The organism is Actinomadura macra NBRC 14102, assembly GCF_001552215.1.
Classification (GTDB): Bacteria; Actinomycetota; Actinomycetes; order Streptosporangiales; family Streptosporangiaceae; genus Spirillospora; species Spirillospora macra.
This window is the reverse complement of record NZ_BCQT01000001.1, coordinates 213,380-239,184: the sequence shown is the minus strand read 5'-3', so window position 1 is coordinate 239,184 and position 25,805 is coordinate 213,380. Positions and strand designations below refer to the sequence as shown.

Annotated in this window: 20 protein-coding genes; 8 read left to right on the top strand and 12 right to left on the bottom strand. The window is 72.7% G+C overall.

Translation table 11 applies throughout. From position 1 onward, the window contains the following. Positions 1 to 17 precede the first annotated feature (17 nt). Positions 18 to 2,126: a PEP/pyruvate-binding domain-containing protein gene (locus AMA02S_RS01000; RefSeq protein ID WP_157430298.1), complete on the bottom strand. Its 2,109-nt coding sequence runs from the start codon at positions 2,124 to 2,126 to the stop codon at positions 18 to 20. Between the two features lie 218 nt (positions 2,127 to 2,344). On the opposite strand from AMA02S_RS01000, the gene AMA02S_RS00995 reads away from it, so the two are divergent. Then, positions 2,345 to 3,109 carry an enoyl-CoA hydratase/isomerase family protein gene (locus AMA02S_RS00995; protein ID WP_067449999.1) on the top strand — a complete coding sequence of 255 codons (765 nt, stop codon included), beginning with the start codon at positions 2,345 to 2,347 and terminating at the stop codon, positions 3,107 to 3,109. Here AMA02S_RS00995 and AMA02S_RS00990 read toward each other — a convergent pair. From AMA02S_RS00990 to AMA02S_RS00980, 3 genes are all read right to left on the bottom strand, one after another. Next, positions 3,087 to 3,941: a hypothetical protein gene (locus AMA02S_RS00990; protein WP_067449996.1), complete on the bottom strand. Its 855-nt coding sequence runs from the start codon at positions 3,939 to 3,941 to the stop codon at positions 3,087 to 3,089. The genes AMA02S_RS00995 and AMA02S_RS00990 overlap by 23 nt on opposite strands. Positions 3,942 to 4,126: 185 nt before the next feature. Further along, on the bottom strand, positions 4,127 to 4,771 hold the full coding sequence (locus tag AMA02S_RS00985) for a LuxR C-terminal-related transcriptional regulator (RefSeq protein WP_067449993.1): 645 nt from the start codon (positions 4,769 to 4,771) through the stop codon (positions 4,127 to 4,129). Next, complete coding sequence (locus tag AMA02S_RS00980) at positions 4,735 to 6,048, bottom strand: sensor histidine kinase (protein WP_245667292.1); 1,314 nt, start codon at positions 6,046 to 6,048, stop codon at positions 4,735 to 4,737. The genes AMA02S_RS00985 and AMA02S_RS00980 overlap by 37 nt, the downstream gene beginning before the upstream one ends. Before the next feature lie 200 nt (positions 6,049 to 6,248). On the opposite strand from AMA02S_RS00980, the gene AMA02S_RS00975 reads away from it, so the two are divergent. Further along, positions 6,249 to 8,519, top strand: coding sequence for an MMPL family transporter (locus AMA02S_RS00975; protein ID WP_067449992.1), 2,271 nt, complete (start codon positions 6,249 to 6,251; stop codon positions 8,517 to 8,519). Positions 8,520 to 8,629: 110 nt separating this feature from the next. Here the strand turns inward: AMA02S_RS00975 and AMA02S_RS00970 are convergent, their stop codons facing one another. Next, the gene (locus AMA02S_RS00970; protein WP_245667291.1) at positions 8,630 to 9,472 is read right to left on the bottom strand and encodes a polysaccharide deacetylase family protein; all 843 of its coding nucleotides are present in this window, start codon (positions 9,470 to 9,472) and stop codon (positions 8,630 to 8,632) included. 85 nt (positions 9,473 to 9,557) lie between these two features. Here AMA02S_RS00970 and AMA02S_RS00965 point away from each other — a divergent pair, with 85 nt between their 5' ends. Next, positions 9,558 to 10,427, top strand: coding sequence for an ABC transporter permease (locus AMA02S_RS00965; protein ID WP_067449986.1), 870 nt, complete (start codon positions 9,558 to 9,560; stop codon positions 10,425 to 10,427). Here AMA02S_RS00965 and AMA02S_RS00960 read toward each other — a convergent pair. From AMA02S_RS00960 to AMA02S_RS00950, 3 genes are read right to left on the bottom strand one after another with little or no spacing between them, the layout of a single operon-like run. Further along, positions 10,318 to 10,722, bottom strand: coding sequence for a RidA family protein (locus tag AMA02S_RS00960; RefSeq protein WP_067449984.1), 405 nt, complete (start codon positions 10,720 to 10,722; stop codon positions 10,318 to 10,320). The genes AMA02S_RS00965 and AMA02S_RS00960 overlap by 110 nt on opposite strands. After that, the gene (locus AMA02S_RS00955; protein WP_067449981.1) at positions 10,719 to 11,474 is read right to left on the bottom strand and encodes an IclR family transcriptional regulator; all 756 of its coding nucleotides are present in this window, start codon (positions 11,472 to 11,474) and stop codon (positions 10,719 to 10,721) included. Before AMA02S_RS00955 ends, AMA02S_RS00960 begins: the two co-directional genes overlap by 4 nt. Continuing rightward, positions 11,471 to 12,511 (bottom strand): sugar kinase, encoded by a 1,041-nt coding sequence (locus tag AMA02S_RS00950; protein ID WP_174550921.1) that lies wholly within the window; start codon positions 12,509 to 12,511, stop codon positions 11,471 to 11,473. The genes AMA02S_RS00955 and AMA02S_RS00950 overlap by 4 nt, the downstream gene beginning before the upstream one ends. 126 nt (positions 12,512 to 12,637) lie before the next feature. Here AMA02S_RS00950 and AMA02S_RS00945 point away from each other — a divergent pair, with 126 nt between their 5' ends. From AMA02S_RS00945 to AMA02S_RS00935, 3 genes are all read left to right on the top strand, one after another. Beyond that, positions 12,638 to 13,903 carry an amino acid deaminase gene (locus AMA02S_RS00945; RefSeq protein ID WP_067449978.1) on the top strand — a complete coding sequence of 422 codons (1,266 nt, stop codon included), beginning with the start codon at positions 12,638 to 12,640 and terminating at the stop codon, positions 13,901 to 13,903. Continuing rightward, positions 13,903 to 15,492: an N-acyl-D-amino-acid deacylase family protein gene (locus AMA02S_RS00940; RefSeq protein WP_067449975.1), complete on the top strand. Its 1,590-nt coding sequence runs from the start codon at positions 13,903 to 13,905 to the stop codon at positions 15,490 to 15,492. Before AMA02S_RS00945 ends, AMA02S_RS00940 begins: the two co-directional genes overlap by 1 nt. A 79-nt stretch (positions 15,493 to 15,571) precedes the next feature. Continuing rightward, positions 15,572 to 17,032, top strand: a complete 1,461-nt coding sequence (locus tag AMA02S_RS00935; RefSeq protein ID WP_067449972.1) for a GntP family permease — start codon at positions 15,572 to 15,574, stop codon at positions 17,030 to 17,032. Positions 17,033 to 17,054: 22 nt separating this feature from the next. On the opposite strand, the gene AMA02S_RS00930 is transcribed toward AMA02S_RS00935, so the two are convergent. Next, the gene (locus AMA02S_RS00930) at positions 17,055 to 17,684 is read right to left on the bottom strand and encodes a TetR/AcrR family transcriptional regulator (RefSeq protein ID WP_067449969.1); all 630 of its coding nucleotides are present in this window, start codon (positions 17,682 to 17,684) and stop codon (positions 17,055 to 17,057) included. A 324-nt stretch (positions 17,685 to 18,008) separates the two neighbouring features. Between AMA02S_RS00930 and AMA02S_RS00925 the strand changes: the two genes are divergently transcribed. Continuing rightward, entirely contained in the window at positions 18,009 to 19,469 is a 1,461-nt protein-coding gene (locus AMA02S_RS00925) for an MFS transporter (protein WP_218004808.1), read from the top strand. Here AMA02S_RS00925 and AMA02S_RS00920 read toward each other — a convergent pair. The 3 genes from AMA02S_RS00920 to AMA02S_RS00910 are packed head-to-tail and all read right to left on the bottom strand — an operon-like array spanning position 19,415 to position 23,677. Further along, positions 19,415 to 20,299 (bottom strand): helix-turn-helix transcriptional regulator, encoded by an 885-nt coding sequence (locus AMA02S_RS00920; RefSeq protein WP_245667290.1) that lies wholly within the window; start codon positions 20,297 to 20,299, stop codon positions 19,415 to 19,417. The two genes, AMA02S_RS00925 and AMA02S_RS00920, sit on opposite strands and share 55 nt — an antisense overlap. A 43-nt stretch (positions 20,300 to 20,342) precedes the next feature. After that, on the bottom strand, positions 20,343 to 21,998 hold the full coding sequence (locus AMA02S_RS00915) for an AMP-binding protein (protein ID WP_067449963.1): 1,656 nt from the start codon (positions 21,996 to 21,998) through the stop codon (positions 20,343 to 20,345). After that, positions 21,995 to 23,677 carry an AMP-binding protein gene (locus tag AMA02S_RS00910; protein ID WP_067449960.1) on the bottom strand — a complete coding sequence of 561 codons (1,683 nt, stop codon included), beginning with the start codon at positions 23,675 to 23,677 and terminating at the stop codon, positions 21,995 to 21,997. The genes AMA02S_RS00915 and AMA02S_RS00910 overlap by 4 nt, the downstream gene beginning before the upstream one ends. Positions 23,678 to 24,283: 606 nt before the next feature. Here AMA02S_RS00910 and AMA02S_RS00905 point away from each other — a divergent pair. Next, positions 24,284 to 25,744 (top strand): aminotransferase-like domain-containing protein, encoded by a 1,461-nt coding sequence (locus AMA02S_RS00905; RefSeq protein WP_218004807.1) that lies wholly within the window; start codon positions 24,284 to 24,286, stop codon positions 25,742 to 25,744. Positions 25,745 to 25,805: the final 61 nt, after the last annotated feature.

The following is a 25,805-nucleotide window of genomic DNA, read 5'->3' as shown; positions in this document are numbered from 1 at the left end:
TCACGCCGTGCGCCCGTTCATGCCACCGACTCCTCACCGGTGCGGGGCGCGACTGGCAGCGGATCGACGCGGCCGGTGTCGCCGTCGACGAGGACCTCGGTGCCGGGCGGAAAGCGGTCGAGGGCGCCGCGCAGGCCGACGACCGTCGGCACGCCCAGCTCGCGGGCCAGGATCGCCAGGTGCGACAGCGGGCTGCCGGTCTCGGCGACCAGACCGGCCAGCGCCGGCAGCCGCGCGGCCAGTGCCGGCGCCAGCGTCCGGACGACCAGCACGGAGCCGGGCGGCGGAGCGTCCGGGCCGGAGTGCACCGGCCCGGCGCCCCTGCCGCCGCCCGCGGGACGCGCGCCGTCCCCGGGCGGCGCCGCCTCCGCCACGATCCGGTCGCCGGCCAGCCGGAACGCGGCGGGCAGCGGAGCGGTACGCGGCGGAGCGGGACGGCGCTCCAGGTCGGCCGGGAGGGATCCACCTTCAAGCGCCGTCACCAGCTCCTCGAAGCGCAGGGCCCGGACGAGCTCCGCCCGTGCCAGCGCCCCCGACGCCGCCAGCCGCCTGCCGGCCGTCCACGCGAGCCGGGCGCCGAGCTCCTGCACCCACCGGATGCGCAGCCGCAGCGACTCCCGCGGCGGCAGCCCGTCCGGCGTGACGCCCACCGAGGTGTCGCCCACCAAGCCGTCGCCCACCTGATCGTCGCCCATGGGGCCGGCGGCGGGCGGCAGCTGCGGGGCCGGGCCGATCACCGGCGGCGACAGCGCGAGGACCGCCGGGGCGGCGGCGGGGATGCGCGCGTCGTCGCGGCCGAGGGAGCGTTCCCGGGCGAGCGCGGCCAGCCCCTGTGCGGCCGCGCTGCCCTGGATCGCCGGCGCGTCCCCCGCGTCCGGACCGGTGAGCAGCGACCCGGCGAGCGCCTCCAGGCCGTGCAGGGCGGTCAGCGTGGCGCGCGTCCACCGCAGGGCGTCGGACAGCTCCGCATCGGTGATCCCGGCGTCCAGCCGGGGGAGCGCGGCGAGGTCGGCGTCCACGGCGGCGGACGTCCGCGCGGCGAGGGCGGGCAGGTCCGCGCGCAGCCGCCCGACCAGCCACGCGACACGCAGCCGCCGGGCCGGCGGGACGGGGTTGAGCAGCCGGAGCCGGGACCGCCGCCCCGGCTCGGCGCCGAGCCGCCGCAGGTCGGCGGCGGCGCGACCGCCCACCGCGCGGACGGTCGGGGCACGGCGCAGCGCGCGCCGCGACACCGCCCCGGCCGTGGCGAGCGCCTCGCCGAGCCCCCGGTCGAGGGGGACGAGCCACAGATCCTCTTCAAGCGGCGACAGCGGATCGGGCAGCGTCTCCGCGACCGGTCCGGGACCGAGGAGCGCGGCGCGGCGCGGTGGCAGCGGGGCCAGCGCGGTCACCGGGCGGCTCTGGAGCAGCCACAGGCGGCCTTCGTGGTCGAACGCGAACTCCACGTCCTGCGGGCCGCCGAACACTGATGCGGCCCGCGCCGCGAGCCGGGCCAGCGCGCGCAGCTGCAACGACGTCAGCGGGCCCTGTTCTCCGGTGGGCCCGTCGTCGCGCTCGACGCCGACGAGCCGGCCGCGCCGGGTGAGGCAGTAGCGGGTGCCGTCCACCTCGCCGCCGACGAGGGCCTGCGGGCCGCCGGGCACCGCGGACACGATCACGCGGTCGGTGCGGCCGTCCACCGGGTCGGCGCCGAACATCACGCCGCCCGCCGCCGCGTCCAGTTGCGGCTGGACGAGCACCGCCATCGTGCCCGGCCCGGACGCCGAGCCCGCCACCTCGTCCACGGCCCGGCGGAACGCGGACCAGCCCAGCACGTCCAGGACCGACACGAACCGACCGGCCATCGAGGAGACGGCACCGTCCTCCTGCGTCGACGAGGACCGCACGACCAGCGCGCGTTCTCCGTCGTGGCTCAACCGGGTCCAGGCCGCGCGCAGCTCGCCGATGTTGCCGTACCGCTCGTTCAGGGAGACGCAGGGCACGGGGATGACGAACCCGGGCAGCACGGGCAGTCCGTGCCGCGCCGCGCGGGCGAGGTTGGCCGCCTTGGCTCCGGCCCGGTCGGGCGCGGTGGCCAGCGGATCGTCCAGGTTGATGGTCCAGAAGACGCGCGTGCTGTGTGGCACCACGAGCTCCGTTCCTCGGGGCCGCCCTTCATTTAGAATCCGCTGAACGCCCTGTGAATTCCTCCATCACAGGGGTTGTTCTTGGCCCACCCCTTGGGGGTGGAAGCGCCCCGAGCGGCTCGTCCTGAGGGCGGAGATCCACCCTGATACGTCCCCGGTTGAGGACCCGTTCGGGTCCGGTCCGTACGATGGCGCAGGCGCCGAACCGAGGGGGGACCATGGGGCTGCGGTGCGACGTCGCCGACGGTGTCGGGACGATCACCATCGACCGCCCGGACAAGCGCAACGCGATGACGGCGCGGATGTGGGCCGCGCTGCCCCGCCTGCTGGACGATCTCGCCGCCGATCCGGGCGTCCGGGTGCTGGTGCTGACCGGCGCGGGCGGCAACTTCTGCGCCGGCGCCGACATCTCCGAGCTGGGCGGGCAGGGCTGGCGTCACAACACCGGCCTGTCGACGGAGGCGGAGGTGGCGCTGGCGGCGTTCCCGAAGCCGTCGCTGGCCGCGATCGAGGGGTTCTGCGTCGGTGGCGGCTGCCAGCTCGCCGCGGCGTGCGACCTGCGCTTCGCCGCGGGCGACGCGCGCCTCGGCATCACCCCGGCCAAGCTCGGGATCGTGTACCCGGCCGCGGCCACGGCGCGCCTCGTCCGCCTGGTGGGGCCGTCGGCGGGCAAGTACCTGCTCTACTCGGCGGACCTGATCGACGCCGCGCACGCGCTGCGGATCGGCCTGCTGGACGAGGTCGTCCCCGCCGGTGGCCTGCGCGCCCGCGTCGCCGAGTTCGCGGGGACCCTGGCGTCCCGTTCGCTGCTCACCCAGCGCGCCGCCAAGGACGTCGTCGACGCGGTGGCGGCGGGCGAGCCGTTCGAGACGAAGGTCCGCCGCTGGCAGGACGAGGCGGTGCACGGCCCCGACGCGGCCGAGGGGGTGGCGGCGTTCCTGGAGCGCCGCACACCCCGCTTCACGTGGACGGGCCCCGCGTGAGCGCAGGCCAGGACGACAGGTCGCAGAAGCGGGTGTCGGGGAGGTCGTGGAGGCGCAGCGCAGCGCCGGCCGGGTCGTCCAGCAGCCGGCCGGCGCCGGGGCGGCGCAGCTCGGCGAGCGGGAGGACGCCGCACACCAGGGACGCGGCCGTCCGGACGGCGAGGAAGGGGCCGATCTGCGCGCCGCCCCCGTCGGTCCCGCGCAGGGCCGAGAGCAGGGCCCGCGCGTGCTCGGTGCCGGTGGCCGCGGCTTCGTCGCCCTCGCAGCCGCGGAGCACGCCCAAGAGATCGAGGAACTCGCGTTCCAGGGCGCGGGGGCTGCGACCCGAAAGGTAGTAGCGGTCCCGGTCGGTCAGTTCGACGTGGAGCCCGTGGTGTTCGGCGAGCCGCTCGTAGGGGGCCGCCATCTCGGCGGGCGTGACCGCCCCGGCGACCAGATCGGCGGGATCGGCGCCGAGGGAGGCGGCCACCGCCTGGTCCAGCTGGCCGACGAGGTGGGCGCGGAGCCCGGCGACCTCCGCGGCCAGCCGGTCGACCGCGTCGCGCTGGCGGGCGAGGCGGTCGTTGACGTCGGGCACCATCCGGTCGTTGATCTGGGAGATCAGCGACCGGATGCGGGCGTCGGTCTCGCGCAGGGACGCGGCGTCGCGGGCCTGCCCGGCGGTGACCTCCGCGCGCAGCCGCTCCAGCTCGTCCCGCGTGCCCTTGAGCGCGGTGAGCTGGGTGCGGACGTCGGCGATCTCGGGGGCGCCCGTCGACCGCTTGCGCTCGAACGCCAGGTACAGCTCCCGGCCGGCGATCGCCAGGCAGAGCAGGATCAGGACCACCGTCATCGCGCCCTCCAAAGGGCCATCTCGCGGAGCAACATACTGCACCCGCACAGCCCGGACCGGCCGTGGACGTCCGCCCCGCCCGCCTCAGCGGTTCAGGTGGGCCCTTCAGTGGTTCCGGTAGGCCTTCAGGGGTTGAGGTAGACCCTCAGCGCTTGGGATAGGTCCTCAGTGGTTGGGATAGGCCCTCAGCGGTTGAGATAGGCGAGGACGGCGAGCACGCGCCGGTTGTCGTCGCCGGTGACCGCGAGGTCGAGCTTGGTGAAGATGTTGGCGGTGTGCTTGGTGACGGCCCGCTCGGTGACCACGAGCTTCTCCGCTATCGCCGCGTTGGAGCGCCCCTGCGCCATCAGTTCGAGGACCTCGGTCTCGCGGGGGGTCAGGCGCCCGAGCGGGGAGTCGCGGGTGTTGCTGGCGACGAGCCGGGAGATGACCTCGGGGTCCATGGCCGTCCCGCCCGCGGCGACGCGCCGGACGGCGTCGACGAACTGCGCGGCGTCGAAGACCCGGTCCTTCAGCAGGTAGCCGATGCCGCCGGTGCCGTCGGCGAGCAGTTCACGCGCGTACAGCTGCTCGACGTACTGCGACAGCACGAGCACGGGCAGCCCCGGGACCTGGCGGCGCGCCGCCAGCGCGGCCTGGAGCCCCTCGTCGGTGAAGGACGGTGGGAGACGCACGTCGACCACCGCCACGTCCGGGCGGTGGTCGAGTAGTGCCTTCAGGAGCGAGGGGCCGTTGTCGACGGCCGCCGCGATCTCGAAGTCGTGCGTCTCCAGCAGGCTGACCAGGCCCTCCCTCAGGAGGGCGAGGTCTTCGGCGAGGACAACGCGCACGGCAGCTCCATGGTGACGATGGTCGGGCCGCCCACGGGCGAATTGAGGGCGAGGATGCCGTCGAATGTACCGATCCGGCGCTCGATCCCGCGCAGCCCCGTTCCGCCGTCCATCGTGGCGCCTCCCCGGCCGTCGTCGGTGACGGTGATGCGGAGCATGCCGCGCTCGTGCCGCAGGTCGATCCAGACGCGGCCGGCGCCCGAGTGCTTGACGGCGTTGGTGAGGATCTCCGAGACCGCGAAGTAGGCGGCGGACTCGACCGGCGGCTCGGGGCGTCCCGGCAGCTCGACGGTGACCTCGACCTTCAGCGGGTGGTCGAGCGCGAGGGCCTTGACCGCGTCGCCGACGCCGCGGTCGGCGAGCACCGGCGGGTGGATGCCGCGGACGAGGTCGCGCAGCTCGTGCAGCGCCTTGGCGGACGAGGCGCGCGTCTCGGCCAGCAGGGTCCGCGCCCTGTCGGGGTCCTTGTCGAGCAGGTGCTCGATCGCGCCGAGGGTCATGCCCATCGCGACCAGCCGGGCCTGGGCGCCGTCGTGCAGGTCGCGCTCGATGCGGCGCAGCTCGGCGGCGGAGGCGTCGACGGCGTCCGAGCGGCTGTCGGCCAGGTACTGGACACGCAGCGCCAGCCGGGACTTCTCGGTCGGGCCGAGCACCGCGCGGCCCCAGCGCCCGTACACGGCCATCATCTTCGGGCCGATGAGGTAGCCGGCGATGATGCAGCCGGTGGCGAAGACCACGGTCGAGATGATCCGCTCGGTGTCCTGGCCGTAGCCGTGGTTGATCTCCACCCATCCGTACCAGTCGTGGCCGGCGTAGTGGTGGAGCAGCTTCCCGGCGAACGCGGCGAGGACGTAGCCCCACAGCCCGTACAGGATGAGAAGACCGGGCAGCGCCGCCGTGAACATCACCACGATCGGGTCGGCGACCATCCACAGGTAGTCCCGCCAGGTGGCGGGGTCGCTGATCATCGCGATGAAGCGCTTGAAGTAGCCGTTGAGGCCGGGCTCCGGCTCGGGTTCGGGCAGGTAGGGCCGCTCGATCCGCACATCGGTCCACTTGTTGATCTTCGTGCGGTACACGTCGGCCTGGCTGCGCATCAGCCGGGTCGCGGACGGGAACAGCAGCACGCCGAGCATGCCGGTGATCATCGACACGACGGAGATGAACCAGAGGCCCACGAACGTCGCCGGGACGCCGAGCAGCATCATCCCCAGGCCGCGCCAGGGCGTCTTGAGGTGCTGCTGGCGCCTCGTCTCCTTCGCCAGTTGAACGTCCACCGGGTCCTCCGTAAGCCTCGCTTTGCTGTCCGGAGTCCAGTTTCCGGTGAGCGTCCTTCCAGCACAGTGTGCCCCGAACCCGGACATGGGGTGTACCCAGGTGCACCCCCTGGAGGCCGTCTAGAGCCATGTCGCGGGGGTCGTCCGCTTCCTAGCGTCCATAGGTGTCATCCCGAAACCAAAACCCCCAGGGAACACCCATGAAACGGAACCTCGCCGCCACGCTCGGCGGCTGGAGCGCACGACATCGCCTGACGGCCATCCTCGGCTGGCTGCTGTTCGTCGTCCTCGCCTCGGTACTCGGCGGGATGAGCGGGCAGGTCACGATGGCCGACCACGAGCAGGGCACCGGGCAGTCCGCGCGGGCCGTGCAGATCCTCGACGAGGCGGGGGTCGAGGACACCGACGAGGAGACGGTGCTGATCTCCGGCGGCGCCCACGCCGCCGGATCGCCCGAGATGGCCCGGGCCGTCGCCGCGGTCCGGGCGAACGTGCAGGCCACCGGTGTGATCACCGGCATGCGGCCGGACGTCGTGTCCAAGGACCGGCACCACATCATCGTCCAGCTCACGCTCAAGGAGGTGCCGGACGGGGCGCCCGACCCGCTTCCGGCGGTCGAGGACGCGGTCGCGAAGGCGCAGCGCGACAACCCGTCGGTGGAGATCGGGGAGTTCGGCGGCGCGAGCGCGGACGCCTGGTTCGACAAGGCGCTGGGCAGCGACTTCCAGCGCGCGGAGATGACGGCGCTGCCCCTCGCCCTCGGCATCCTGCTGGTGGCGTTCGGGGCGCTGCTGGCGGCCGTGCTGCCGGTGCTGCTGGCGTTCACGGCCTTCCTCGCGGCGGGCGGGGTGCTGGCCGTCACCAGCCACGCCGTGCACGTCGACGACACGACGAACTCGGTGATGCTGCTGATGGGCCTCGCGGTCGGCGTCGACTACTGCCTGTTCTACCTCCAGCGCGAGCGTGAGGAGCGGGCGAGGGGACGCGACCGGGAGACGGCGCTGGCCATCGCGGCGGCCACGTCGGGGCGGTCGGTGCTGGTGTCGGGCCTCACCGTGATGGTGGCGATGGCCGGGATGTTCCTCTCCGGGCTGCTGCTGTTCAAGGGTTTCGCGGTCGCGACGATCCTCGTCGTGCTCATCGCGATGCTCGGTTCGGTGACGGTGCTACCCGCGCTGCTGTCCCTGCTCGGCGACAAGGTCGACTTCGGCCGGATCCCGATGCCGCGCCGCCGCGGGACCGGTGGAGGCGTGGTCGCCGCGCTGCTCAAGCCCGTCCTGGCGCGTCCCGGTGTCGCGGCGTTGCTGGCGGCGGGGGTGCTGCTGGCCCTCGCCGCGCCCGCGCTCGGCATGCGGACCGAGCAACTCGGGATCGACCAGCAGATCCCGCCCGGAGAGCCGATCGCGAAGACCTACACGCGGCTGAACACGGCGTTCCCCGGCAACTCCGAGCCGGCCCAGGTCGTGGTGAAGGCCCGCGACATCGGCTCGCCACAGGTGCGGGCGGCGATCGAGGAGCTGAGGCGGCGGGCCGTCGCGTCCGGGGAGATGAACGAGCCGATCGACGTCACCGTGCACGAGAGGCAGAACATCGCGGAGATCGAGGTGCCGCTTGCGGGGGCCGGCGCCGACGACACCTCCAAGCACGCGCTGGAGACCCTGCGAGAGAAGATCGTCCCGGAGACGGTCGGACGGGTCGCCGAGGCGCCGGTCACCGGACAGCTCGCCTGGTCGGTCGACTACAACGCCCGGCTCGGCGACGCCATCGTGCCGGTGTTCCTGTTCGTCATGGGGATCACGTTCCTGCTGATGCTGGTCTTCTTCCGCTCGGTCGTGATCGCGGCGAGCGCGATCGTGCTCAACCTGCTGTCGGTCGGCGCCGCCTACGGGGTCATGGTGGCGGTGTTCCAGCACGGCTGGGGGGACTCGCTGGTCGGGACGCGCGGCGCGGGGGCGCTGGAGTCGTGGATCCCGCTGTTCGTGTTCGTGGTCCTGTTCGGGTTGTCGATGGACTACCACGTGTTCGTCGTGTCGCGGATCCGCGAGGCGTACGACCGGGGGGTTCCGACGACCCGGGCCGTCGCGGACGGGGTGCGCTCGACGGCGGGCGTGGTGACCAGCGCCGCCGTCATCATGATCGCCACATTCGGGATCTTCGCGACGCTGTCGATGCAGGACTTCAAGCAGCTCGGCGTGGGCCTGGCGGTGGCGGTGCTGATCGACGCGACGGTCGTCCGGGTGGTGCTGCTGCCCGCCGTCATGTCCCTGCTGGGGCGGGCGAACTGGTACCTGCCGCGTTGGCTGGGCTGGCTGCCCGGCGTCTCGCACGGTGACCACGGTGACCACGGAGAGCACGGCGAGCCCGGAAGGCACAGAGAACACAGTGACCGCGGGGGCCACGGTGATCTCGGGGAGGGTGCCCTCCCGATGCCGCCTGCCGAGGTGCCGGGTCCGCCCGTCCCACAAGTCTAGGACCACCCCAATTCTCTGCTTGAACGAGCAACTATGCCGAGCCCAATTCTTGGGCTCGGCATAGTTGCTGTTCTGGTGGGCGGTCGGACTGTCCGCGTTGGGCGTGGAGGTCAGAGCGGGACGAAGGTGAGGCCGCGCTTCTTCAGCTTCGGGATGACGGTCTTCAGCGCGGACAGGGTCTGCGAACGGTCGCCGCCGCCGTCGTGACACAGCAGGATGTTGCCCGCCTTCGCGTCGAGCAGCGACCTGCGGATATGGCCGACGCCCGGACGGGCCCAGTCGCGCGGGTCCACCGCCCAGTCGATCGGCAGCATCCCGTGCTCCTCGGTGAGCTCTAGGACGTTCTTCGACCACGCGCCGCCCGGCGAGCGGAAGAACTGCGGCACGACGCCGGTGACGTCGGCGATCAGGTCGTGCGCGTCGACGATCTCCTTGCGGACCTTCTTCTTCGACATCCCCGCGATGGTGATCGGGTGGGTCATCGTGTGGTTGCAGATCTGGTGCCCGGCGTCGGCGATGCGGCGGGTGAGCTTCGGGAACTCCTCCACCTGCTCGCCGATGATGAAGAACGTCGCGCGGATCTCCTCCTCGGCGAGCAGGTCGAGCACGCGCGGCGTCCACAGCGGGCTCGGGCCGTCGTCGATGGTCAGCGCGATCGAGTCCGGCGGGGGAGCGGGCGACAGCTGCGTCAGCTCGCGGACGGGTGTCTCCGACGCGGTCAGCTTCGCGGGCGTCCACGGCGCGGGACGCGGTGTCGGAGTGGGCGTCGGTGTCGGTGTGGGGGTCGGATGGATGACCGGTCGTGCCCGGGGAGTCGGCGGCGCCTGCGCCACGGCCGGGGAGCGGTGGGACGCGTGCACACCGTCCGCCCCCAGTGCGGCGAGTCCGGCGGCCGCGCCCATCAGCCAGAGCGCTTTGCGACGGGACGTCCCGCCTGCCTCCTCATCCTCCACAAGTCCCACGCTATCGGGGTTTTAAGCGGGTAGGAGACTGCTATGAGATCACAATCATCCCAATTGGGATGAGGGTCACTCGGTCATGGCGGCGGGGGGCGCGATGGACGCGGCGCCGGAGGTCGGACCGGTCCTGGCGCTCGTGCTGGTGGCGCTCGCGGCGGGGGCCGGGGTGCTGGCGCGCTTCGGCGGTCTCGGCCTCGGCCGGGACATGGTCGTCGCGGCGGCGCGAGCGGCGGTGCAACTGGCGGTCGTGTCCCTGGTCATCGCGGTGGTGCTGCGCAGCGCCGGCTGGACGGCGGTGTTCATCGCGGGGATGGTCGTGGTCGCCGTCGCGACGGCGGGCCACCGCATCACCGGGGCCGTCGCCCGCTCGGCCTGGTGGACGACCCTGCCGATCGTCGCCGGGGTCGCGCCCGTCCTCGCGCTGCTGATGGCGTCCACGCTGGTGCCGGCGCGGCCGGTGGCGGTGCTGCCGATCGCCGGGATCTTCATCGGTGGTGCCATGTCGGCGACGGGGCTCACCGGCCGCCGCGCACTGGACGAGCTGGCCGCGCGCCGCGGCGAGTACGAGGGCGGTCTCGCGCTCGGCCTTCCGCCGCGCGACGCGGCGCTGGAGGTGTGCCGGTCCGCGGCGGCGCTGGCGCTGTTCCCCGTCCTTGACCAGACCCGCACCGTCGGGCTGGTGACACTGCCGGGCGCGTTCGTCGGGGTGCTGCTGGGCGGCGCCGACCCGGTTGAGGCGGGGGCGACGCAGCTCCTCGTCCTCATCGGCCTGCTGGCGATCGAGGCCATCGCGGTGCTCATCACCCTGGATCTGGTCGCCTCCGGCCGCCTCGCGCGGGTCAGCCGACGCAGGCCAGGGCGTCGATCTCCACCAGCATCGCCGGGTGCGGGAGCTCGACGGCGACGGTCGTCCGGCAGGGCAGGACGCCGCTCGGGCAGTTCTCCTTGACGAACTGCGCGTACGCCTCGTTCATCTCGGCGAAGTGGTCGCGGGTCGTCAGGTAGACGCGGAACATCAGCACGTCCTCGACGCCGGAGCCGCCCGCCTCCAGGATCGCCTTGACGTTCTCCAGGACGCGCCGGGTCTGCGCCTTCACGTCGCCGGCGTAGACGTACTCGCCCGTGGCCGGGTCCTGCGGACCCTGGCCGGAGACCTGCAACAGCGGCCCCTTCCGGACGCCCTGGGAGAAGGCGAAGGCGGCGGCGGGTGCGCCGTCGGTGCTCACCTGTGTCTTGTCGCTCATTCTCGGTTTCCTTCCGTATGGCCGCAGTCGGCGGAGATGGCGCGGGTGGTCGTGCGGAGGTCGGGGAGCAGCGCGAGGACCTCGTCCCTGCTCAGCACGACCTCCGGCACCGAGATCGAGACGGCCGCCACGACCCGTCCGGTGGCGTCCCGGACGGGCGCGGCGACGCAGCGGATGAACGTCTCGTGCTCGGCGTCGTCCATCGCATAGCCCTGCCGGGCGACACGGGACAGCTCGTCCAGCAGCTCGCGGGGGCCGGTGATGGTGTGCTCGGTGAACGGGGTGTACTCGATCTCCTCGGCGGCGCGGCGGCGGCGCGGTTCCGGCAGATCGGCGAGCAGCACCTTGGCGATGGCGGTCGCGTGCAGCGGCATCCGCAGCCCCACCCGCGAGTACATGCGGATCGCGTGCCGCGAGTCGTACTTGTCGAGGTAGATGACATCGCCGCCCTCGTACACGCCGAGATGGACGGTCTGGCCCGTCGCGTCGTTCAGCCGGGCCAGGTGCGGTGCCGCGACGTCGCGGACGCCGCGCTGTTCGAGCGCCGCCCCGGCCAGCGCGAACAGCCGCGACCCGAGGTGGAAACGGTGGTCGCCGTCGCGGCGCACGAACCGTTCGTCCTCCATCGTGCGCAGCAGCCGCAGCACGGTCGTCTTGTGGACGCCGACCTTCGCGGCCAGCTCGTCGAGGGTGCGCGGGGCCTCGCCGAGCTCGCCGAGAATGGCGAGCGCGCGTCCGAGGCTCTGGCTCATCGCGTCTCCTCCTCCACCGGGCGGTCCGGCAGCGGACGGACGATGCCGGAGGCGCGCACGGTCGTCGCCGCCCACGCCTCCGGTGAGCCGTGCAGCAACTCGTCCACGAGTGCGGGCGGGGGCGGCGGTCCATGGTCGTTCGGCACGACGAGTGTGGCGGCGGCCGCGAGGTGGCCGAGCCGCAGGCAGCGCCGCGGTCCGTAGCCGCGCAGCGTGCCGGCGAGGTATCCGGCGGCGAACGCATCGCCCGCGCCGACCTGCTCGACGACCTCGACGTCCAGGGCGGGCGCGGTGACGACCATCTCGCGAGTGTGGGCGGTCTCGCGGGTGAGGGCGGTCGCGCGGTGCGCGTCGTCCTTGACCACCAGCGTCGCGGGGCCGGGCAGCAGCGCGCGCAGTTCGCCGGGATCGCCGGTGCCGAGCACGTCGGTGGCCTCGTCGGCGCCGAGCAGCACGATGTCGGCGGCGTTCAGCAGCGGCAGCAGGACGGACGGGTCGCGCCGCCGCCACAGCGCGGGCCGCCAGTTCAGGTCGAAGCTCACCAGCCGGCCCGGCCGGGAGCGGAACAGGAGCGCGCGCGTGAGTTCGAGGGCGGAGTCCGAGAGCGCGGCGGTGATGCCCGACAGGTGGACGAGCTTCGCACCGGCCAGCAGTGGCCCGGCGTCGGGGTCGTCGAGCAGGGACGGGCCGATCGTCGAGCCGGCCGAGCCGTCGCGGTAGTAGTGCAGGACGCTGCCGCCCGGCTCGATCTCCTTGACGTACAGCCCGGTCGGGCGGTGGGGGTCCACGGACGCGCCGCGGATGTCGACACCGCCCGCGGCCAGGTCGCGGGTGACGCGGCGTCCGAAACCGTCGTCGCCGACGCGTCCGATCCACGCGGTGGGTATGCCGAGTGCGACGAGCCCGTGCGCGACGTTCGCCTCGGCGCCGCCGGACGAGGGCCGGAAGGAGGGGACGTGCTCAAGCGGGCCGGGCCGGTCGGGGAGGAGCACGGCCAGTGATTCGCCCACGCAGGCGGCAGCCGGCAAGCCTTCCATCGCCCTCTCTCCCCGAGGCGGTCACGATCGTCTCCCGACCGTTGACCGGTACCCGAGGGCGATGCTACAACCGCAGCAGCACATAGTGCAATCAGCATTGCATAGTGTGCAACATAGGAGGTCATCATGGTCGCAAACATCGATGCCCGCGCGGTGGACGCACTCGGCGACGAGCGGCTCGACTGGCGCTTCAAGGCGATCCCGGCGTCCGCGCACGGCAGGTCGGTGGCGGAGATCCGTGACACCCGCATACCCCTGGACGATTTCGGCACACCACTGCTGACACTGGACGCGGGGGCGCTCGACCACAACGTCCGCGCGATGGCGCGCTGGGCGGACGCGGCGGGGGTCGCGCTCTGCCCGCACGGGAAGACGACGATGGCCCCGCAGCTGTGGCGGCGGCAGCTCGACGCGGGCGCGTGGGGCATCACGCTGGCGAACCTGCCGCAGGTCCGGGTGGCGCGCGCGTTCGGCGTCCGCCGCGTCCAGCTCGCCAACGCGCTGGTCGACCCGGCCGGGCTCGCCTGGCTCGCCGCGCGCCTGGAGGACGACCCGGACTTCGCGTTCGTGTCCTGGGTCGACTCGGCGCACACGGTCGAGTTGATGGACGACGCCCTGCGTGCGGCCCGCGCGCAGCGTCCGGTGGACGTGTGCGTGGAGCTCGGCGGTCCGCACGGCCGTACGGGTGTCCGCGACGACGGTGCCGCGCGTGAGGTCGCCGACGCGGTGCGCAAGGCGCCGACCCTCCGGCTCGCCGGGGTCGCGGGCTACGAGGGAGCCCTCGCGCACGACGCGTCCGATCAGGGGCGCGCCTCCGTGGACGCCTATCTGCACCGCGTCGCGAACCTGTTCGGCGGCCTGGAATACGAGACGGACGCCCCGATCGTGACGGCCGGCGGCAGCTCCTTCTTCGACCAGGTCGCCGAGGTGCTCGGCGGGCTCGGCGAACTCGGCGTGCAGGTGGTGCTGCGGTCGGGCGCGTACATCATCCACGACGACGGCTTCTACCGGGAGATATCGCCCTTCTCGCGTGGTACGGGAGACGCGCCGCTGCGGTCGGCCATGCACGGCTGGGCGCGCGTGGTGTCCCGTCCCGAACCCACGCTCGCGCTGCTCGACACGGGCAAACGCGACCTTCCGTTCGACGAGGGCATGCCCGTGCCGCAGTTCGTCCGCGGCAAGGGCACCGGGCCGATCGAGAACGCCCGCGTCACCGCGCTCAACGACCAGCACACATTCCTCGCCGACTCCTCGGTGGAGGTCGGTGACGTGGTCAGGCTCGGGCTGTCGCACCCCTGCACGGCGCTCGACAAGTGGACGCTGATCCCCGTCCTGGACGACGCGGACGCCGAGCGTCCCGAAGTCGTGGACCTCATCCGGACGTGGTTCTGATGCCGGGAACCGTCATCCGCGGCGCCACCGTCGTGGACGGCACCGGCGCCCCGGGCCGTGTCGCCGACGTCGCGATCTCCGGCGGGCGGATCGCCGAGATCGGGCATGGCCTGTCCGGCGCGGAGACCCTCGACGCGGACGGTCTCGTTCTCGCGCCCGGGTTCATCGACATGCACGCCCACTCCGACCTTGCGCTGCTCATCGAGCCCGACCACCTCGCCAAGGTGGGCCAGGGCGTGACGACCGAGGTCATCGGCCAGGACGGCATGTCCTACGCCCCCGCCGACGACACCACCCTGCCCGAGATCCGCCGCACCATCGCCGGCTGGAACGGCGACCCGGCCGGCTTCGACTGGACGTGGCGGAGCGTCGGGGAGTACCTCGACCGGCTCGACGAGGGCATCGCCGTCAACGCCTGCTACCTCGTCCCGCAGGGCGCGGTCCGGATGCTGGCGATGGGCTGGGCGGACCGCCCGCCGACCGGAGCGGAACTCGACCGGCAACGCGAGCTGGTCGCGACCGGCATGCGCGAGGGCGCGGTCGGCATGTCCAGCGGCCTGACCTATGTGCCCGGCATGTACGCCGACGACGACGAGCTGACCGAGCTGTGCCGCGTCGTCGCGTCCCTCGGCGGCTTCTACGCCCCGCACCACCGCTCCTACGGGGCGGGTGCGCTGGAGGCGTACGCCGAGATGGTCGAGCTGTCGCGCCGCTCCGGCTGCCCCCTCCACCTCGCGCACGCGACGATGAACTTCGGCGTCAACCAGGGCCGCGCGCCCGAACTGCTCCGCCTGCTGGACGAGGCGATCGGCGCGGGCTGCGACATCACGCTCGACACCTACCCCTACCTCCCCGGCTCCACGACCCTCGCCGCGCTGCTGCCGAGCTGGGCGGCCGTGGGCGGCCCGAAGGCGCTGCTCACCCGGCTCGCCGACCCCGCCGAACGCGCGCGCCTCCGGCACGCGATGGAGGTCGAGGGCTCGGACGGCTGCCACGGCGTGCCGGCCGAATGGGAGACGATCGAGGTGTCCGGTTCCCCGAACCGCACCGTCATCGGACGGACGATCGCCGAACTCGCCGCCGCGTCCGGCCGTTCCCCGTTCGACGTCTTCTGCGAGCGGCTCGTCGCCGACGACCTCGCCACCACGATCCTCCAGCACGTGGGGCACGAGGAGAACGTCCAGGCGATCATGCGGCACCCGTGCCACACCGGCGGCAGCGACGGCCTCCTCGCCGCCGCGAAACCGCACCCCCGCGCGTGGGGCACCTTCCCCCGCTACCTCGGCCACTACGTCCGCGAGCTGGGCGTCCTCTCCCTCGAAGAGTGCGTCGCGCACCTCACCGGCCGGGCCGCGCGGCGCCTGAGGCTCGACTCCCGCGGGCTCGTCCGGACCGGGTACCACGCCGACCTCGTCCTGTTCGACCCCGAGACCGTCCGCGACACCGCCACCTTCGACGACCCCCGGCAGCAGGCCGGCGGCATCCCCCACGTCCTCGTCGGCGGGACGGCCGTCATCGCCGACGGCCGGCACACCGGCGCGCTTCCCGGCCGCTCCCTCCGCCGTACCCCCGCCGGAACAACCCGCTGACGCTTTCCCGCTGACCCGCTGACCCGCTGCCCGCTGACCCCGCTCCCATCTCGCCCCCACCCCCCGAGAGGTCACGTCCATGGTCCACTGGCTGCAACACGAGACAGGCGGCCTTCTGCTGCTGTGCGCCGTGTCCATCGCGGTGCTGCTGTTCTTGATCATCAAGGTCAAGCTGGAGCCGTTCATCGCGCTGCTCATCTCCAGCCTCGCGCTGGCGCTCGTCGCCGGGCTCAGCGTCGAGGAGATCGTCGGCACCGCGCTCAGCTCCAAGAAATCTTTGCTGGAGACGGGCTTCGGTGGCCTGCTCGGGCACATCGCGCCGATCGTCGGGCTCGGTACCATCCTCGGCGCGATCCTGGAGCGGTCCGGCGGCGCCGACGTGCTCACCCGGCGGCTGCTCAGCGTGGCGGGCGAGCGGGGCGCACCGCTCGCGATGGGCCTGGCCGGGCTCATCTTCGGCATCCCCGTCTTCTTCGACGTCGGCATCTTCGTGCTGGCGCCGCTCGTCTACATCACCGCCAAGCAGGGCGGGCGTTCCCTCGTGCTGTACGCGCTGCCCCTGCTGTCCGGCCTGTCAATGACGCACGCGTTCCTGCCACCGCACCCCGGCCCCGTCGCCGCCGCCGGGCTGCTCGGCGTCCCGCTCGGCTGGCTCATCGTGTTCGGCCTGATCTGCGGCATCCCCGCGTTCCTGGTCTCGGGCGTCGCGTGGGGCGCGTGGATCGGCAAGCGCGTCATGGTGGAGGTGCCCGAGGAGTACATCACCGCCGAGCGGCACGGAACGGACCGGGACCGACAAGACAGGCAAGCCAAGGAAGACAGGGAAGATGGGGAAGACAGGGAAGACGGGAAGGCACGGGCGCCGGAACCCGAGCCGTCCCTCCTGCTGGTCGGGCTGATCATCGCCGTGCCGCTGGTGCTGATCCTGCTCGCCACGTTCGGCACCGTCTGGTGGGAGGACAGCCCCGCGCTGCCGACCCTGACCTTCCTCGGCAACCCCGTCGTCGCCCTCACCATCGCGGTGCTGCTCGCGATGTACCTGCTCGGCATCCGCCGCGGCATCCCCGGGGCGGAACTGTCGGAGGTCGCCACCCGCTCGCTCCGTCCGATCGGCATGATCCTGCTGGTCATCGGTGGCGGCGCGTTCTTCGGCGCGGTCGTGTCGGCGACCGGTGTCGGCAAGGCGCTCGCCGACACCCTGTCGGACGCGGGCCTGCCGGTGATCGTGCTCGCCTACCTGATCGCCTGCGGGCTGCGCGTCGCCCAGGGCTCGGCGACCGTGGCGATCGTGACCACCGGCGGCATCGTCGCGCCGCTCGTCCAGGACAAGGACTACCCGGACCCGCACATCGCGCTGATCGCCATCGCGATCTCCGCGGGCTCCATCATCGCCTCGCACGTCAACGACGGCGGGTTCTGGATCATCTCCCGCTACTTCAACATGTCCGTCCGCGACACCCTCAGGACCTGGACGGTCCTGGAGACGATCCTGTCGGTCGTCGGCTTCGCCATGGCCGGTCTGCTCAGCGTCTTCATCTGACCCTGCCCCGCGCGGGAGCAGGTCAGCGTTCGAGCAGGGAGCGGACGTGCGCGAGGATCGGCGCGCACAGACCGGGAAGCGTGGCGTGCTCGCCCATCGCCACCTTCCCGGTCACCAGCGAGGCGACCCCGCCGATCAGCATCCGGCACGCGAACTGCGGGTCGGGCAGGGCGCGGAACCGCTCGTCCTCGACCAGCAGACCGGTGACGGTCTCCACGAACCGGCGCTGCACCCCGATCCGCAGCACCGCCGCCGCGGGGTCGGCCGCGTAGATCTCCAGCAGGAACGTGCGGGCCGCCGCCGCGTCCACGGCCAGCTCCCGCAGGTAGGCGCTCAACGCCCGCTCGAACCGCTGCATCAGCGGCTCGTCGCCGCTCTGGAGCGCCTCGTGGACGACGCCGACGATGCGGTCGGCGGCGGCCTGGTAGGCCGACAGGAAGCATTCCTGCTTGTCGGCGAAGTGCTCGTAGAACGTCTCCCGGGAAACGTGCGCGCGTTTCAGCACGTCCGCCACGGAGGTGCGCGTGTACCCCTTCTCACCGACGGCCTCCGTCATGCTCTGGAGCAGCCGTTCCCGTTGGGACGCGCTGACCTGCTCGCGGGTGAGGTGATGGCGCCCGCGCGGCAGCGGGCAGCGGCCGTCGGAATCCATGTGTCAAAGCTACCAACGAGCGGGTCCCGGGTGAACAATTCCAACATCACGAACATTGGTGTTCGCAGGTGTTACCGTGCTGATTGCACATCGGGGGCGGACGCCCCCGCCCGGAACGGGGCGGGGCGGCCGAGCGATCATGGCCCGGCGCAGCCGGCTCGTGGTGACCGTTCCGACCAGGCAGTGCGCCACGGGGGCCGATCTGCTCTGGTCGTCACGTGCACTGCGCGGGCGCTGACCCCGTCGCCGGGCCCGATCGCCGGAGAGTTCGCGCCGCCGGAGACCGCCCCGCAACCGCGCGGCGGCTGCCGGTGTTGTCCCCGCGTGACCGCTCCCTCCACACCACCGACCGCACCCTCCGGCGGGCGACGCCCGTCCGGGATGCTGGCCGTGCTGCTCATCGGCCAGTTCATGGTCAACGTCGACACCGCCATCGTCAACGTCGCCGCCCCGTCCCTCAAGGACGGGCTGCACCCGTCCGCGGGCGCCCTCGAACTGGTGATCTCCGGGTACACCCTCGCCTACGCCGTCCTGCTCATCGCCGGCGCGCGGCTCGGTGACGCGCGGGGGCACCGGCGGATGTTCCTGGCCGGGCTCGCCGCGTTCACCGCGGCCTCCCTCGCCTGCGGTCTCGCCCCGGCCACCGGTGCGCTCGTCGCGGCGCGGGTCGCGCAGGGCGCGGCGGGCGCGCTGATGATCCCGCAGGTGCTGTCCGGCATCCAGCTCCATTTCACCGGCCGGGCGCGGGAGCGTGCGCAGGGGCTGTTCGCCGTCGCACTGTCCGGTGGCGCGGTGGCGGGTCAGGTGCTCGGCGGCGTGCTCGTCACCGCCGACGTGCTCGGTCTCGGCTGGCGGCCCATCTTCCTGGTCAACGTGCCGGTCGGGCTCGTCCTGCTGGCGGCCGGGGCGCGGCTGCTGCCCGCGGACGCCGTGTCGCGCGAGCGCACCCGCCTCGACCTCGGCGGCGTCGCGCTGCTGGCGGGGGCGGTGCTGCTGGCGGTCGTCCCGCTGCTGTTCGGCCGGGAGGCCGGCTGGCCGCCGTGGACGTGGTTCTCGCTCGCCGCGAGCGCGCCGGCGCTGGCGGCGTTCGCGCGGCGGCAGCGACGGGTCGCGGCACGCGGCGGGACGCCGCTGCTGAACCTGTCCGTGCTGGTCAGGCCCGTCGTCGCGTGGACCCTCGGGGCGCTCGGCGCGGCGACCGGCACCTACTACGCGATGCTGTTCGTGCTCGCCCTCCACGTCCAGGACGGCCTCGGCAGGAGCGCCCTGTTCTCCGGCCTGGTGCTGGTGTCCTGGGTCGCCGCGTTCGGGATCTCGGGTCCGCTGCTGCCGCGCATGCCCGCCCGGGTCGTCGCGTTCGGCCCCGTCGCCGGGTACCTGCTGCTCGCCGCCGCCTACGTCACGATCGGCCTCGCGCACGCGGACGGCGCCGCGCTGGTCGTCCTGCTCGGGCTCGGCGGGTTCGGGCTCGGGCTCGGCTTCGCGCCGCAGCTCGGACGGCTCACCGCCGGCGTCCCCGCCCGGTACGCGCCCGACCTCAGCGGGCTGATCAACACGAACTTCCAGCTCGCGGGCGCGGCCGGCCTCGCCGTCTTCGGGTCGCTCTACCTCGGCGTCCCGGGTGGCCACCGGCACGCCTTCACCATCGTGATGGTCGCCTTCGCCGGCACCGCCCTCGTCGCGTGCGCCGCCGCGGCCCTCGGCGGGCGCGCCGCGGCACGCGCCGCCGATCAGGGCAGCAGCCCGGCGCGGCGGGCCGCGGTCACCGCCTCCAGCCGGGTATGACTGTCGAGCTTGCGCATCGCCGAACGCAGGTAGCTCTTCACGGTCTCGGGCAGCAGCCCGAGGCGCCGGGCGGCCTCGGCGTTCGTGCAGCCGATCGCCACATACGACAGGACGTCCAGCTCGCGCGGCGACAGGACGGGCCGCGCGGGCCCGTCCGGCCCGTCCAGGCCGGCGGCGGCGAGCCGCAGCGTCGCCTCGCGCAACCGGTCGCGGGTCGGCGCGTCCGGGACCTGCTCGGCGAGCGCGCGCAGCTCGGCGTGGACGGCCCTGACCTCCTCCCACCTGGCCGCCGACGACCCCGCGAGCCCCGCCGGGTCGCAGCGGGCCCGGGTGAGCGCCTCGTCCGCCCGGTCCCGCACGGCGAGGTCCTGCTCCAGGTCGCGGGCCGCCTGCATCGCCGCGCCCACCACCCGGTCGGCGAGCGACAGCGGCTCGCGCAGCGCCCCGTACAGGACGCCGCGGACCGTACGCCGCACCACCACCGGGACCGCGACGATCGACAGCAGCCCCTCCCGCGCGACCGGCCCGTCATAGTCGTGGCTGATGGACGCGGCGCACGGATAGTTGCTCACCCACGCCGGGCGGCCCAGCGCCATCGCCTTGCCGCCGAGCCCGTTGCCCTGCCGCACCACCAGCCCGTCCAGGGCGTCGGTGGTGTTGCCCACCAGCTCGGTGATCCGCAGGCTGTCCCGCCCGCTCAGCGCACCGCCGAACACCATGGGCAGCCCGGTCGTGCGGTGCAGCGACAGGACCGCCGACCTCACCGCGGCCTCGTCCCCCCGCGCTCTGGGGACACCTCCCGGCAACGCCGTGTTCATGTAGTGCAGCATCCCCCGAACAATCCGCTTACGGAAGGTCACCGGGGCGGAAAAGTCAGGGCTTGGTGGCCCGGGGCTCCAGACCGAGGATGTCGACCGCCTCGGCGCGCATCTGCACCTTGCGGATCTTGCCGGTGACCGTCATGGGGAACTCCTCCACCCGATGGACGTAGCGGGGGATCTTGAAGTGGGCCAGCCTGCCCCGGCAGAACTCCCGCAGCGACTCCGCGGTCAGCTCGGGGGCACCGTCGCGCAACCGCACCCACGCCATCAGCTCCTCCCCGTACTTCTCGTCCGGGACGCCGATGACCTGCGCGTCCACGATGTCGGGATGGGTGTAGAGGAACTCCTCGACCTCGCGCGGATAGACGTTCTCACCGCCCCGGATCACCATGTCCTTGATGCGGCCGGTGATGGTGACGTAGCCGTCCCCGTCCATCACGGCGAGGTCCCCGGTGTGCATCCACCGCGCGGCGTCGATGACCTCGGCCGTCCTGTCCGGCTCGTCCCAGTAGCCGAGCATCACCGAGTAGCCGCGGGTACAGAACTCGCCGGGCGTGCCGCGCGGCACCGTGACGCCGGTGCCGGGGTCGATGATCTTGACCTCCAGATGCGGGTGCACGGTCCCGACCGTGGCGACCCGCCGGTCGAGCGAGTCGCCCGCCCGGGTCTGGGTGGACACCGGCGACGTCTCGGTCATCCCGTAACAGATCGCGACCTCGGCCATCCCGAGCCGTTCGATGACCTGCTTCATCACCTCCACCGGGCACGGCGACCCCGCCATGATCCCGGTGCGCAGGGCGGACAGGTCGAGCCCGTCCCCGGACGGCTCGCCCAGCACCGCGGTGAGCCCCAGCATCTCGATAAACATCGTCGGCACCCCGTACAGCGACGTGCACCGCTCCGCCGCGACCGCCTCCAGGGTCGCCTTCGGGTCGAACGCGGGCGCGGGGATCACCACGCAGGCGCCGTGGCTGGTCGCCGCGAGATTTCCCATCACCATCCCGAAACAGTGATAGAAGGGCACCGGAACACACACCCGGTCCTCCTCGTCGTACCCGCACAGCTCGCCGACGAAGAAGCCGTTGTTCAGGATGTTGTGGTGCGAGAGCGTGGCGCCCTTGGGGAAGCCCGTCGTCCCGGACGTGTACTGGATGTTGATCGGGTCGTCAGGGCTCAGCCCTTCGCCGATCGAGGCGAGCACGGCCCGGTCACCCGCGCGGCCCGCCGCCAGCAGCGCGTCCCACTCCTGCGACCCGAGGAGCAGGACGTCCGACAGTGCGCCGCAGTCCGGCCTGACCTCCTCGATCATCGCCCGGTAGTCGGACGTCTTGAACGCGGGCGCGGCGACGAGCGTCCGGACGCCCGCCTGGTTCAGCACGAACCTCAGCTCGTGGACGCGGTACGCCGGGTTGATGTTGACCAGGATCGCGCCGAGCCTCGCCGTCGCGTACTGGACGAGCATCCACTCCGCGCAGTTCGGCGCCCAGATCCCGACCCGGTCGCCCTTGCCGACGCCGAGACCGTGCAGCCCGAGCGCGACCGCGTCCACGTCGGCGGCGAACTGGTCATAGCTCCAGCGCCGCCCCGTCGTCCGGTCCACGAGGGCGTCGCGGTCGGCGAAGGACGCGACCGTCCGGTCGAGGTTCGCTCCGATCGTGTCACCGAGCAGCGGGACCGCCGAGGTGCCCGAGGCGTACGCGGGCCTCACCGCAGGTCCTCCTCGCGGAACTCACCCTCCGGACGGTCGTCCGCCCCCGGATGCTTGCCGATCTCGCTGGTGCGCAACTCCACCCGGCGGATCTTCCCGGAGATGGTCTTGGGCAACGCGCCGAACTCCAGCCGCTTCACCCGCTTGTACGCCGACAGCTGCGCCCGGCTGTGCTCGAAGATCGACCGGGCGGTCTCGGCGTCCGGCTCCCAGCCCGCCGCGAGCGTCACGTACGCCTTCGGCACGGCCAGCCGCACCGGATCGGGGGACGGCACCACCGCCGCCTCCGCCACCGCGTCGTGCTCGATCAGCACGCTCTCCAGCTCGAACGGCGAGATCTTGTAGTCGGACGCCTTGAACACGTCGTCAGCGCGTCCCACATAGGTGATGTAGCCGTCGGCGTCCCGGGAGCCGATATCGCCGGTGTGGTAGAAGTCCCCCGCCATCGCCTCCTCGGTGCGCGCCTCGTCGCCGTGGTAGCCCGCCATCAGCGCGAGCGGCCGGTCCTCCAGGTCGAGGCAGATCTCGCCCTCGTCGCCTGCCTCCCCGGTCACCGGGTCGATCAGCGCGACGCGGTAGCCGGGCGCGGGCCGCCCCATCGAGCCGGGCTTGACGGGCTGACCCGGCGAGTTCGCGATCTGGACGGTCGTCTCGGTCTGCCCGAACCCGTCCCGGATCGTCCGGCCCCACGCCTCCCGCACCCGCTCGATCACCTCGGGGTTGAGCGGCTCGCCCGCCGCGACCACCTCCCGCGGCGGCGTGGACAACCGTCCGAGATCGGCCTGGATCAGCATCCGCCACACGGTCGGCGGCGCGCAGAAGCTCGTCACCCCGCACCGGTCGAGAGTGTCGAGCAGCCGGTCGGCGTCGAAGCGCGTGTAGTTGAAGATGAACACGCACGCCTCGGCGTTCCACGGCGCGAAGACGTTGCTCCACGCGTGCTTAGCCCACCCGGGCGAGGAGATGTTCAGATGGACGTCCCCGGGCCGCAGCCCGATCCAGTACATCGTCGACAGGTGTCCGGCGGGATACGAGGCATGCGTGTGCTCGACCAGCTTCGGCTTCGCGGTCGTGCCCGACGTGAAGTAGAGCAGCAGCGTGTCCCGCGACATCGTCAGCCCGTACGGGGAGAACTTCTCCGGCTCCTCATAGGCGTCCTCGTACCGCAGCCAGCCCTCCACGGGCGCGCCGACCGCGATCCGCGTGTACTCGCCGTCCAGCCCCGCGAACTTCCCGGTGTCGGCCGAGCCCGCCACCACATGGCGGGCCCGTCCCCTCGTCAGCCGGTCCTGGAGGTCCGCGGGGCCGAGCAGTGGCGTGCACGGGATGAGCACCGCGCCGAGCTTCATCGCCGCGAGGACCGTCTCCCACAACTCGACCTGGTTGCCGAGCATCAGGATGATCCGGTCACCGCGCCGCACGCCCGCCGCCCGCAGCCGGTTCGCGACCTGGTTCGACCGCCGCGACAACTCCGCGAAGGAGTACTTGGCCTCCGAGCCGTCCTCCTCGACGATCCACAGCGCCGGGGCGTCGTTGCCCTCGGCGTTCTTGTCGAACCAGTCCAGCGCCCAGTTGAAGCCGGTCAGCACCGGCCAGCGGAACTTCTCGTACGCGGTCGCGTAGTCCTCGCGATGGGCGAGCAGGAAGTCGCGCGCCGCGCGGAACTCGACTGCCGGCATGAGGGGTAGTCCTTTCGGTGCTGTGTTTATTGCAGTTCCCTTGGCGGTCGGGCCTTGGCGGCCCTTCCTTCGGCGGGCACTGCGGCGATCGCTGCATCGCTTTCGACTCGCCCTGGAGGGCTCGCTTCGCGATCAGGTTCTCGCTTCGCTCGTACCTGGCTTCGCACGCGATCGCTGTGTTTATTGCAGTTCCCTTGGCGGTCGGGCCTTGGCGGCCCTTCCTTCGGCGGGCACTGCGGCGATCGCTGCATCGCTTTCGACTCGCCCTGGAGGGCTCGCTTCGCGATCAGGTTCTCGCTTCGCTCGTACCTGGCTTCGCACGCGATCGCAGCTGTTCTGGTCGTTGGTGGCTTGGGTGGTGGCTTGGGTGGTGGCTGGTATGGGTGCTGATGGTTTCTTGGCGCTTCTAGGGCGATCGTTGTCGTGGACTGTGGTGTGCGCCACCCCCGGACGGGGGTGGCGGTCTCAGGTGTCCTACCCAGGGACGACGAATGTTGATCTCGCAAGTCGCTCCCTGTGGTCGCTGATCCCTGCTGATCGTGCTCCGGCGCTAGCGTTGCAGCCATCCGAGGCAGTTACCGTCCATCCGAGGCAATGGAGCGGGAGTTGGACCGTTATCGCAGCGCGGACGAACTGGTCGAGATCCTCGGCGACTGGAGCACGGCCTCGGGCCCGCTCTACGGGCGGCTCGTCGCCGCCGTGGCCCGCGCCGTCACGGCCGGCGACCTCGTCCCCGGCGAGCGGCTGCCGTCCGAGCGTGACCTGGCGCGGACGCTCGTGGTCAGCCGCGCCACCGTCACCGCCGCCTACGACGAGCTGCGGGCCCGGGGGCTGGTGGAGAGCCGGCGCGGCTCCGGCACCCGTGTCGCGGAGGGCCCGCCCGCCCTGCCGGCCGGTGCCGACGGGCGCGTTCCCGGCGGCCGGGCGACGTCGATCTTCCAGCGGTTCGTGGACGGCCCCGGCGAGGTGATCTCGCTGGCGCACGCGATCGAGGGACCGGTGCCCGACCTGCGCCAGGCGCTGCTGGACCTCGTCCGGGAGGATCTGCCGCATCTCACCGCCGACGCCGGATACCACCCGCGTGGCCTTCCGGCCCTGCGGGACGCCATCGCGACGCACCTCACCGGGCTCGGCCTGGACACCTCGTCCGAGCAGGTCCTGGTGACGGCGGGCGCCTCGCAGGCCATCGGCCTCGTCGCGCAGATGCGGCTGCGCCGGCGCTCCGGCGTGGTCGTGGAATCACCGGGCTGGCCGGGCTGCTTCGATGTGTTCCGCGCGGCGGGGGCGCGGCTGCGCGGCGTCCGGCTGGACGAGGAGGGCGCCCGCGCGGACGAGATCGAGCGCGCGTTCGCCGACTACCGGCCGGCGCTGCTGTTCGTCATGCCGACCTACCACAACCCGACCGGGACGCTGATGTCGGCTGCCCGGCGCGGGCGCATCGCCCGGCTCGCCGAGCGGTACGGTGTCCCCGTCCTGGAGGACAACGCCTACACGGGCCTCGCTGGTGAGGCGCCGCCGCCGATCGCGGCCTATGGCGGGCCCGGCGCCGAGATCCTCACCGTGGGGTCGCTCGCCAAGGCGGTCTGGGGCGGCCTGCGCATCGGTTGGATCCGCGCGTCCGCCGACACCACCGAGCGGCTCGCCCGGCACAAGGCGCTCGCCGACCTCGGCAGTCCCGTCCTCGACCAGGCGCTCGCCGCGCGCTTCCTGCCCCGGCTCCACGAGCTCGAAGCCAGCCGATCCGCCGCCGGACGGCAACGCCTCGACCACCTGGCCGGCCTGCTGCGGGCGCGCTTCCCCACCTGGCGCTGGACGGAGCCGCAGGGCGGTGCGGCACTGTGGATCGAGCTCCCGCGGATCGACGCCCGCGCGTTCGCGCACGTCGCCCTGCGGCATGGAGTCGAGATCGTCCCCGGCGCCGCCATGGACTCCGACGGGCGGCACGACAACTTCATCCGGCTTCCGTTCACCTTTCCCACCGAAACCCTCACCGAGCTGGTCGACCGGCTCGGGAGGGCTTGGGCGGAACTCCAGCGATCGGCGTCCTACCCCACCCTCATCCTCTAGACCTATGGCGGGACGCACCGGTCGGTCCGATGAGTTTCTCTGCGAGGGACGGTCAATACCC